At 44.3% G+C, this 11,955-nt stretch carries 3 protein-coding genes and 2 pseudogenes; 3 read left to right on the top strand and 2 right to left on the bottom strand.

What is annotated here, in order from left to right; all coding sequences use genetic code 11:
- Positions 1-257: 257 nt before the first annotated feature.
- Both SD31_RS01080 and gltB read right to left on the bottom strand, forming a co-directional pair.
- Positions 258-1,725: pseudogene (locus SD31_RS01080) on the bottom strand (glutamate synthase subunit beta).
- Positions 1,726-1,742: 17 nt separating this feature from the next.
- Positions 1,743-6,240, bottom strand: a pseudogene (gene gltB, locus SD31_RS01085) (glutamate synthase large subunit).
- A 211-nt stretch (positions 6,241-6,451) separates the two neighbouring features.
- Here gltB and SD31_RS01090 point away from each other — a divergent pair.
- The 3 genes from SD31_RS01090 (at position 6,452) to SD31_RS01100 (ending at position 11,876) form a co-directional block, all read left to right on the top strand.
- Positions 6,452-7,549 (top strand): mandelate racemase/muconate lactonizing enzyme family protein, encoded by a 1,098-nt coding sequence (locus SD31_RS01090; RefSeq protein WP_039052785.1) that lies wholly within the window; start codon positions 6,452-6,454, stop codon positions 7,547-7,549.
- A gap of 211 nt (positions 7,550-7,760) precedes the next feature.
- A complete protein-coding gene (locus tag SD31_RS01095) occupies positions 7,761-10,769 on the top strand; it encodes a SusC/RagA family TonB-linked outer membrane protein (RefSeq protein WP_039052786.1) in 3,009 nt (1,002 codons plus the stop codon).
- Between the two features lie 93 nt (positions 10,770-10,862).
- Complete coding sequence (locus SD31_RS01100) at positions 10,863-11,876, top strand: RagB/SusD family nutrient uptake outer membrane protein (protein ID WP_052258513.1); 1,014 nt, start codon at positions 10,863-10,865, stop codon at positions 11,874-11,876.
- Positions 11,877-11,955 lie beyond the last annotated feature (79 nt).

Below are 11,955 nucleotides of genomic sequence, written 5' to 3' on the forward strand. Positions count from 1 at the left end.
TGTTGGGCTTTTTCTGAGAAAAAAGAGAATGAGAAAGGAATGTTAAAATAAAAAATAACGTAATCTTGATAAATCTCATAATTTAAATAGGTCGATGGTTTTGTAGTAGCAAACCTAGTGATTCTCTAAGACAATTTCAGCTAAAGTTAATGTATTTTTTCTCAATTATAAAATTGTCATAGGCAGAAATAAAAAGAAAACCTTCTCAGACGTGCGAGAAGGTTTAGATTGAAATATAGATGATGATTAGTAGCTGCTTAAGCGTAATCGAATACGGCCTCTTTACTTTCGAGTGCGGTTTGTCCCATCAAGTATTCATCAACTTTACGGGCACATTCGCGGCCTTCGGAGATAGCCCATACTACCAGTGACTGTCCGCGGCGCATGTCGCCAGCAGTGAAGTACTTCTGAATGTTGGTTTGATAAGAACCTTCAGCTGCTTTGACGTTGCCTCTTTCGTCTAGGGCGATACCCAGCTGCTGCAGTAGGCCTTCGTGTTGAGGGTGCAGGAAGCCCATAGCCAGTGTTACCAGCTCGCATGGGATTTCACGCTGTGAGCCTTCTACTTCCTTGAATTTCACGGGACGGCCGTTGGCGTCGGTTTCCCATTCTAAGTCTACAACAAGAGCGGCGCGCACATGTCCTTTGTCATCTCCTAAGAATTCTTTTGTGCTTACACTCCAGAATCGTTGACAGCCTTCCTCATGCGATGTTGTAGTTTTCAGGAGCATAGGGTAGGTTGGCCATGGCATAGCTGCTGTACGGGCTTTCGGTGGTTGAGGCATAAGCTCGAATTGCGTTACTGACTTGGCGCCTTGTCTGTTGGCTGTTCCTACACAGTCTGATCCGGTGTCGCCACCGCCGATGACCAATACATTTTTTCCTGTAGCCAGAATTTCTTCTACCTCTATTGGAGAGTTGCCTATACGCTTGTTCTGTTGTTTTAGGAATTCCATGGCAAAATGGACGCCTTTAAGCTCACGGCCCGGAATATTGAGGTTACGCGGAATAGTCGAGCCGCCGGCTAGCACCACCGCATCGTATTGATCCAGCTCAGAGACGGGAACATTCTTTCCTACTTCGGCGTTGGTGCGAAACTCTATGCCGGATGCCTTCATGATTTCAATACGGCGGTCCACTACGGACTTGTCCAACTTGAAGTCAGGAATGCCATAGCGAAGAAGGCCCCCTACTTTATCGTCACGTTCGTAAACCACTACATCGTGTCCAGCCTTGTTGAGCTGGGCTGCGGCAGCCAAACCTGAGGGACCGCTGCCTACTACTGCCACTTTTTTGCCTGTCTTTAATACTGGCGTAGCGGGTTTAACATAGCCTTTTTTATAGGCAATTTCTATGATATGTTTTTCTATTTCCTCAATGGCTACAGGGTTTTTGTTTATGCCCAACACACATGCCGATTCGCATGGAGCAGGGCATATACGTCCTGTGAATTCAGGAAAGTTATTTGTCGAGCTCAAGATGTTGTAGGCGTCTTCCCATCTTCCATCGTAGACAGCGTCGTTGAATTCGGGGATGACATTGCCTAATGGACAACCCGAGTGACAAAACGGAATGCCACAGTTCATACAGCGGGCAGCTTGTGTGTTGAGTTGTTCGTCTGTGTAGGTGTGTACAAACTCTTTATAGTTGTTGTTTTCTATTTTCTACAGCCTCTTTTGGCGGAAGTACTCTGTCAAATTCTAAAAATCCAGTTGCTTTTCCCATGATTTAATTCCCTTTAATTAAGCTACAACCATTTTTTTTCTTAACACCGCTTTGTATTCGCGAGGGAACACCTTAATGAATTTGTTCTTTTCTGTAGCCCAATTTTCTAAGATATATGTTGCCCTCTCACTTCCAGTGAGGTGGATATGACGTTTCAGTAAGGATATGATGGCTGTTTCATCTTCTGGTTCAAGTGGGTCTAGGTCCACCATTTCTTGGTTGCAGTTGATTCTGAAATTGCCTTTAATATCATATACCCAAGCTATACCGCCGCTCATCCCTGCTGCGAAGTTTCTTCCCGTCTCTCCTAAAATCAGGCACGTCCTCCTGTCATATACTCACAGCCGTGGTCTCCCACACCTTCTACTACTGCTGTAGCTCCTGAGTTACGTACGGCAAAACGCTCTCCCGCCATACCGTTGACGAAAAGGTGTCCGGAGGTGGCGCCGTACAAGGCTACGTTGCCGATGATGATGTTTTCGTGAGGGACAAGCTTGCTGTCCTTAGATGGGTAGATTGCGATCTGAGCTCCCGACAAACCTTTGGCGACGTAGTCGTTGGCTTCACCTTCCAATTCAAACGAAATACCTTTGGTGTTGAATGCTCCGAAAGACTGACCCGCCGACCCTTCGAACTTAAAGTTGATGGTGTTGTCTGGCAGACCTTCGGAACCGTAGCGTTTCGAAATTTCGTTTGACAGCATCGTTCCTATGGTACGGTCTGTATTTTTTACCTTGAAAGTTCCGAACACAGGGGTTTTGTTTTCCAAAGCTTCTTTTGCCTGCTTTATCAGCCCCCAATCCAAAATCATGCTTAAGCCATGGTCTTGTTCTTCGGTATTATATAAGGTCTGTCCTATTTCATTGCGCGGCACGTACAGAATGCTGGAGAAGTCTACTTTGCTGGCTTTCCAGTGATTGATATCTTCACGTTTTTTCAAGAATTGAGCTCGACCTACCATCTCATTGATTGATCGGAAGCCTAATTCTGCCATGATTTCGCGCATCTCTTCTGCCAAGAAGCGGAACAGGTTGATAATATCTTCTGGTTTTCCAGAGAATAGCTTACGTAATTCAGGATCTTGAGTGGCCACGCCTACAGGACAGGTGTTCAGATGACATTTGCGCATCATGATACATCCTCCGGCGATGAGGCAGCTGTAGCTACGCCCCATTCTTCTGCTCCTAAGAGGGTTGCTATGACAAGGTCACGGCCTGTCTTCATCTGTCCATCGGCTTGTAGCACTACACGGCTGCGCAGTTTGTTTTTCACCAAGGTTTGATGTGCTTCTGCGAGCCCTAGCTCCCATGGTAGTCCGGCATGTTTGATAGAGCTTATAGGAGAAGCTCCCGTACCTCCATCATATCCCGCGATGAGGATGACGTCGGCATGGGCTTTGGCAACACCGGCGGCAATGGTTCCTACACCCGCCTTAGACACCAATTTCACGTTGATACGAGCCTCCCTGTTGGCATTTTTCAGGTCGAAAATCAGCTGTGCCAAATCTTCGATAGAATAGATGTCATGATGTGGTGGAGGAGAAATCAAGCCTACACCAGGTGTAGAGTGACGTACTTTAGCAATCCACTCATCCACTTTATGGCCAGGAAGCTGCCCGCCCTCTCCAGGTTTAGCCCCTTGTGCCATCTTGATCTGGATTTCGTCAGCCTGAGTGAGATAGTTTGATGTAACTCCGAAGCGTGCTGATGCCACCTGCTTGATAGCCGATCGCATAGAGTCTCCATTAGGCAGTTTTTGATAGCGGATTTCGTCTTCCCCTCCTTCTCCCGTGTTGGATTTGGCACCGATACGGTTCATAGCAATAGCCAGTGTAGAGTGTGCCTCATGTGAGATAGAACCGAAAGACATAGCTCCTGTAGCAAAGCGCTTCATAATTTCTGTGGCAGGTTCTACCTCCTCCAGAGGGATAGGATTTCTATGTTTGGCAAAGTCCAATAAGCCGCGTAAGGTGAACATACGCTCTTTTTGGTTATTAATCAATGCCGAATATTTCTTATACGCTTGATAGTCGTTATTGCGGCAGGCTTGTTGTAGCAGGTGTACTGTCTGTGGATTCCAAAGATGTCCTTCTCCGCGACGTTTCCATTGGTAGATACCGCCTTCCGGCAAGATAGGTTTTACGTTGCGGGTAGGGGCAAAGGCTCTCCAGTGTTTCTTCAGTGCTTCTTGAGCGATATCGTCAAGCGTCAGGCCTCCGATGCGAGAAACCGCTCCACAGAAGTATTTGTCAACAACAGATTTGTCTATACCCAACACTTCGAAGATTTGTGCTCCGTGATATGATTGAAGTGTGGAGATACCCATCTTCGAGAAGATTTTGAGTAAACCATTGCATACTGCCTTTACATAGTTTTTGCGTAGTTGAGGCCATTCAAGCTCAGTATCCAACAAACCTTGCTCTTTCAGCGTGCGTATGCTTGCTAAAGCAAGATAAGGATTTATGGCTGTAGCACCGAAGGCTAGCAGACAGGCGAAGTGGTGTACCTCCCATACGTCTCCGGCTTCTACCACAAGTCCTATAGCACCACGGTTGCCTGTTTTGATAAGGTGATGGTGAACGGCAGAAACCGCCAACAACGATGGTATGGCGGCATGTTGTGAGTCTATGGCGCGGTCCGAAAGGATGATCACTTCAAATCCGTCACGTACGGCATCGTCTGCGTAACGGCATAGACGCTCCAGTCCGGCTTCTAATGAGCCTGGCTTGCCGTCCGCCTTGAAATAGCATTGTAAGGTTTTTGCTTGGAACACTCCCGTGTCGATAGAGCGTAGTTTTTCCAATTCGCTAGAAGTCAGAATGGGATGTTCCAAAGTTACACAATGACAAGACTTTTGATCTTCTACCAAGATATTACCGGAATTGCCGATGAATGTTGCCAAACTCATCACCAGACGCTCACGTATAGGGTCTATCGGTGGGTTGGTCACCTGAGCAAAAAACTGTTTGAAATAGCTTGTCAGATGTTGAGGATGGTCGGACAATACGGCAAGAGGCACATCCGTACCCATAGACCCCACCGGCTCATAGCCTGTAGTTGCCATAGGTGAAAGGATGGTTTCTATATCTTCACGTGAGTATCCGAATGCCTGTTGATATTTGAACACAGAGTCTTTGGACAGATAAGTAAATGTCACACGAGGCTCTGCGAGTTCTTCTAACTTGATTTTGTATTTGTTTATCCAGTCGCCGTACGGCTGCTTGCTTACCAACTCGCCTTTGACCTCTTCATCGGTACGGATTTTACCTTGTTCCATATCCACGACAAAGATTTTTCCCGGCTGTTGGCGACCTTTTTTGATGATGGTAGATTCGTCTATAGGGAGTGCTCCTGCTTCCGATGCAACAATCACACGGTCGTCCGAAGTTACGGCGTAGCGTAATGGACGAAGGCCGTTGCGGTCCAAGGTCGCACCAATTACTTTACCGTCGGTAAAACATAATGCCGCTGGGCCGTCCCATGGTTCCATCAAGGTAGCATGGTATTCGTAGAATGCTTTTTTCAAAGGATCCATCTGTGGGTTTCCGTCCCATGCCTCGGGAACTAACATCAGCATGACGTGAGGTAAGCTACGTCCACTATGAAGCAATAACTCTACAACATTATCCAAGCATGCTGAGTCCGATTGGCCTTTATCAACCACAGGGAGAAGGATTTCCATTTCTTCTTCTGTAAAATAAGGAGAAGAAAGAGAACGCACCCCTGCATAAAACCAGTTGAGGTTACCGGTAAGGGTATTAATCTCTCCGTTATGGGCCAAAAAACGGAAAGGCTGGGCCAACGACCACGATGGGAAGGTGTTGGTAGAGAAACGCGAGTGTACCAAGCCAAAGGCCGATACTACACGAGGATCTCTAAGGTCTTTGAAATAAGTGCCAACCTGATATGTTGTCAATTGCCCTTTATATACTATAGTTTTGCAAGAAAGCGATGCTATATATAATGGTAGCGGATATTCTTGGGTGGCTTTGATCTTTTGAATGATAAGTCTTCTAAGGACATATAATTTACGTTCAAAATCTTCCGTATTGGTCACCCCTACAGGACGTGAAACGAAAAACTGCACGATTTCTGGCTCGGCACTTAACGCTGTTGGCCCTATACCTTCTTTGTTGACCGGAACAGTTCTGAAGCCTAAAAAGTCCATCTTACGGTCTTCCGTCGCCTCTTGAATTACCTGACGGCAGATCTGGTTTAATGTTTCGTCTTTCGGTAAAAATACCATACCTACCCCATAATAACCGGGTTCAGGTAATTGGATGTCTAAGTTGATACATTCTTCCCAAAAAAATTCATGCGGGATCTGTATCATGATTCCTGCTCCATCACCACTTTCAGGATCACATCCGCAGGCTCCGCGGTGCTCCATGTTTTCCAACATCACTAAGGCATCGCGAACATGGTCATGCGATTTTTTACCCTTAATGTGCGCTACAAAGCCTACACCACATGCATCGTGTTCAAATTCCGGGTTGTAAAGTCCTTCTTGCTGCATTCTATTCTACTAAATTATGATTTGACTAATTCGAGTTTGCTAATATAAAAAATAAAAACTTAAATCTTTGAAAAATTTTCAATAAAATTTAAGAATATTTAATGTTTTTGTAATTTGTTCCGACACGAAGAGCGAGGATTGTATTTATTTCACCAAAACATTGGTAAAATGAAATTTCATTCGTTTTTTTGTTAATCCCATATTAATAGACATGAAAATTCAAGAAATAGAAATCTATCGATTAAGTATTCCCATGGAACCCTTCGTTATAGCGACGGGCACTATGGATTATGCGCAGAACACTTTTATTAAGATTATTACAGATACTGATTTATATGGTGTAGGCGAATGTTCAGCCTTTCCGATGATTGTGGGAGAGACGCAGAACACCTGTATTGCCGTGGCACAGGACTTTGCCAAAATCTGGAAAGGAAAAGATCCTTTGGCTATAGAAGATCGTCTGGCAGAACTACACCTTTATATTGCGGGCAATGCGACCATCAAATCGGCGTTTGACATGGCTTTATATGATTTGAACGCTAAGGCTGCCGACTTGCCGCTATACAAATTTCTTAAGGGAGAACGCCGAGAGATTATCACCGATATTACGTTGGGTATTGCTACTGCGGAAGAGATGGCCGAAAAGGCGCTACGCCTGAAAGAGGGTGGAGCTTTTGCTCTTAAGGTAAAATTAGGAAAGAAGCCGCAGGACGATATCGCACGCATCAAGGCTATCCGTCAGGCTGTAGGATTTGATATTCCTATCCGAGTGGATGCAAACCAGGGGTGGTCCTTTGAAGGAGCTGTAGAAGCTTTGCAAGGGCTTGAGCCGTATAAAATACAGTTTTGTGAGCAGCCTATGCGTACGTATAATGATCACCTGCTGCCGGAACTGCGTACACGTACTATTGTCCCTATCATGGCTGATGAATCCGTATATAATCATCACGATGCTGAAAGATTATGTAAGGCGGATGCTTGCGACTATATCAATATCAAATTCTCGAAGTCGTCAGGAATATACGAAGCACTAAAGATTCAGTCTGTAGCTGCTGAATATAATATTCCTTGTATGATTGGTGGAATGTTAGAGTCTCGTTTGGCACTGGCAGCAAAGGTTCATTTTGTCTATGCTGCACCGAATGTTAAATTCTATGACTTGGATACCTGTATGGTGGGACATCTGGCAGATCCTGTAATAGGAGGAATTCAATATGACGGATATAAGATTTCTATCAGCGATGATATCGGTATCGGAGCTGACATACAACAAGAATTTTTGGATAAATGCGAAAAATGGGTGATTTAGTCACCCATTTTTGTTATGTAAAATAAAATCTTTTCATCCTAGCCCTCTTTCGAAAAATCCTATTTTCAACAAAAATTTCTTTTAAAGTAAAATTCAGATTGTTATATTTAAAACCGAAAACATTTAATATGGTTCTTCTTCTTTTAAGAGAAGTTCTGTTAACCAATATATAAACTAAATACACAATTACTAAACAAACACAATCTGAATTATGCAAAAATCTACTGTACGTTGCAGGGTGATTTGCTATTTGTCTGCTTTTTTGATTTTTCTGCTTGGTGCAGGAGTTTCAAAAAGTTATGGTCAAGCAAATTCACTCACAGGAAAAGTGGTGGACCAAGATGGTCTTCCTGTTGCCGGTGCTACTGTAAGTCTTTTGACTACCGGTGCTGCTACATCCACAAGTGAACAGGGCATATACGTTATCCATAATGTGCCTTTGGGATCTCAGACAGTTGTAGTAAAACTTATCGGGTATAGGGATGCCCAGAAAACTATCCAAATTGTATCGGGTCAGAATCAGTTAGATTTTGATTTGGTGTTGGAGGCAGATCAACTGGAAGAGGTCGTGGTCATTGGATATGGGGTTACCAAGCGTAAGCAAGTGACGGGATCTATTAGTAGTGTGACGCCGGAAGACTTTAACAAAGGTGTGGTAAGCTCTCCGGATCAGCTGCTGGCGGGAAAGGTCGCGGGATTGGTGGTGAATAGAGCTGGAGGGGATCCTACAGCAGGGGCTACTATGCAGCTAAGAGGTCCTTCTTCCTTGACGGCAAGCTCAGCACCTCTGTATGTTATCGACGGTATAGTTGGTGCCAATATAGAGTTGGTAGCGCCAGATGACATTGTTTCCATGGATGTGATGAAAGACGCTTCCTCCACAGCTATTTATGGATCGAGAGCTGCAAATGGGGTGATCTTTGTAACCACACGACGAGGAAAAGCCGGCGCTCCAGTCATCAATTATAGCGGTTATGCAGCTACGGAGATGATATCCAATAAAGTTAATGTGCTTAGTGCTGCCGAACATAAGGCCTTTGTCGAAGAGCACGGCCTTACCGTAGCTCCCAATGAAACGGGCTATGAAACGGATTGGCAAAAAGCGATTACGCGTACCGGAATTTCACACAATCACAATGTGTCATTAGGAGGTGGCACGGAGCACACACGTTATAATGCCTCTCTTAATTATTTCAATAATCAGGGGATAGTGAAGCGTAACGGCATTGAAAAAATTGTAGCCCGTGTAGGGATTGATCAAAATGCTTTTGATGACAGGCTAAAGCTCTCCTTTAATATAGGTAATAGCATTATCACTTCCCAACATATTGATTATGGTATTTTTAATGGCGCTGCCCGTTATGTACCTACATCGCCGATCATGTCGGATGATCCGGAATATGCACAATATGGCGGCTACTTTCAGGTGGTGGGACGTACAGGATACATGAATCCTGTGGCAATGCTCAACCAGCGGGATGAATCTAGAAGCAACAATACCTTATTGGGAAATTTCAAAGGAGATTTGAAAATTGCGGATGGCTTAATATGGTCTAATATTCTTTCCTACCAACGCCGGCATTGGGACAAGAAATATTATATGCACCGCACGGACTTTGATTCCTTCGCATTGGGAAGAGGATATGCCGAGCGAACTAGTCTAAAACATATAGATAAAATTTTGGAATCCTATCTCAACTATTCCCATACTTTTAGTAATGTACATAATCTGGAAGCCATGGCCGGATACTCCTATCAACGCACCAAAAATGATGATGGCATCTGGGCCTCAGCAGTAGGATTCATGTCGGATGACTTGATAGACAACAACCTTAATTTGGGAACACTTCCTGATGGGTATAATCCTTTCAGCGGTTATCCACAGATTAAAGAATCCTTGTTGATTTCCGTGTATGGACGAGTGGGCTACAATTATGATGATAAGTATTTGCTCTCTGCTTCTCTAAGAAGAGATGGATCTTCAAAATTCGGTAAAAATAACCGCTGGGCAACATTCCCTTCCGTTTCTGCTGCCTGGCGTCTGTCCAGAGAAGGGTTCATGCAGGACCAGCAACTTTTTTCGGAGTTGAAACTGCGCGTAGGATACGGAGTTTCGGGCAACCAGAATATTGATCCATATCGAAGCATAATCATGTTTGGCCCCCGTGACGGACAATTTTTCTATAACGGTCGTTGGATAAACGCTTATGGGGTCAATCAGAATGAAAACCCTAATCTTAAATGGGAAAGTACGGCAATGTTTAACGTCGGATTGGACTTTGAGTTGTGGCGCGGAAGATTGGGAGGTAGCATAGAATATTATGACAAAGAGACGAAAGATTTGCTATACGAATATAATGTTCCTTCACCTCCTTATCAGTTTGATCGCTTACTGGCTAATGGTGCTTCTATGAATAATAAAGGCGTGGAAATCGTATTGAATGCCCATATCATTAACAAAGGGAATTTTCGTTATAGCACCACGCTGAACTTTGCTCGTAATGTGAACAAGGTAGGGTCTTTGTCTTCCAACATAGAAAACATTGGAGTAACCGAAAGATATGAGGGAGGAATAGGACTGGAGGGATGGACAGGACAGACGGCATCCATCGTGTTGCCGGGACAACCTATAGGAACATTCTATGTGGCTAAATATATAGGTTATGATGAGGATGCCAAGCGAACGATTTATCAGAAGCCGTCGGGAGAGTTGGTCACCCAAGATCAGATTTCTGCCCCTGACGACTATCAGATTATGGGATATGCGTTGCCAAAATTCACCTATGCTTGGAACAATACCTTAAAATACAAAAATTGGGATTTGAATGTGTTCTTACGAGGAATGTATGGTAACCAGATTTTCAATGCTACAAGGGCCGACTTGTCGCGCCTTCAGCAGGCCAATGTAACTAATATCGTAAAGGAAGCCGTAGAAGAAGGAATATTTGAAACCCCATTGATAGCATCAAGCAGATTCTTGGAAGACGGTTCATTCTTGCGGTTGGATAATGCCACGTTAGGATACAAATTCCCGATGACACAGTCTCGTTATATAAAACAGGCTCGCATCTATCTCACAACTCAAAACTTGTTTACGATTACCAAATATACTGGCGTGGATCCCGAACTAAACTTAGGAGGACTTTCTCCGGGAATAGATAACAGGAGCTATTATCCAAAGACACGCTCGTTCATCTTAGGCTGTAATCTTACTTTTTAAATGATTTTGCTATGAAACTGACAAAAAATAAACTCTATATAGCCCTTTTGTCCGGACTTACACTGTTAAGTACAGGTTGTTTCAAATTTGACGATGAAGTGTATTCGGCCTATACCGAAGAAACTTTTCCCAAGACTCCTGAACAGTTTTGTCGCAGTAACAGGACCTGTTTATACTTCGGCAAGAGGATATTTTGCGGATTACTTTGATCTGCAAACTGCAGGAGCGGATGAGGTAGTCATCCCTACAAGAGGAGGAGACTGGTTCGATGGAGGAAAATGGCGCGACATGCATTTCCATACATGGTCTCCGTCGCACGAGGTGGTACGTAATGCTTGGAACTGGGGATTTAGCGCTATAGGAACCTGCAACAGGGTGCTTAGTGTTATCGAGAAATCAGAGGACTCAGAACAGAAAGATCAGACTATCGCTGAGATAAAGACCATGCGTGCTTGGTACTATTATCTGATGATGGATGCTTACGGCAACCTGCCTTTAGTGACGACCTTTGACACGGGGACCGAACTGCCTACCACCACACCACGCGCGCAGATATTTGATTTTATCGTTTCGGAACTGGAGGAAAACCTACCACTGCTGAGTGAAGACAAGTCTCTGCAAACATATGGAAGACCTACAAAATGGTTTGCCCATGCATTGTTAGCTAAAGCATATCTCAATGCGCAGGTTTATACAAGCACCCCGAATTGGAATAAGGTGGTGGAACATGCCAACAAAATTATAGAGTCACAAAAATTTGCCTTGGAAACAGATTATCTTGCGCAGTTTAAACCTGACAATGGAGCGGACAGTCCAGAACCTATATTTTCTATTCCTTTTGATGCGTCACGAGCTACAGGAAATGCTTTGTTTTTTAAAGTATTGCATTATGCTCACCGTCAGACCTTCGATCTGAATGGTAACCCGTGGAACGGCTGGAGTGCGCAGCCTGCTTATTTCCATCTGTTTGAAGACGAAGATATACGCAAGCAACAATGGCTCTATGGACAGCAGTACACCTCTTCCGGGCAGCCTTTGGTATATAACGGAGTTAATATTGTTTTGAATCCTGTATGGTTTTGTGCTGCTGCCTGGGTTCTGATTTGATATTGGAGGGGCGGACGATGGAGGACGTCTTGCAGGAGCCGCTGTGTCAAATACTATCCGGACAAAATCATGTTGGTAG

This window comes from Sphingobacterium sp. T2, assembly GCF_000814685.1.
Taxonomy (GTDB): Bacteria; Bacteroidota; Bacteroidia; order Sphingobacteriales; family Sphingobacteriaceae; genus Sphingobacterium; species Sphingobacterium thermophilum.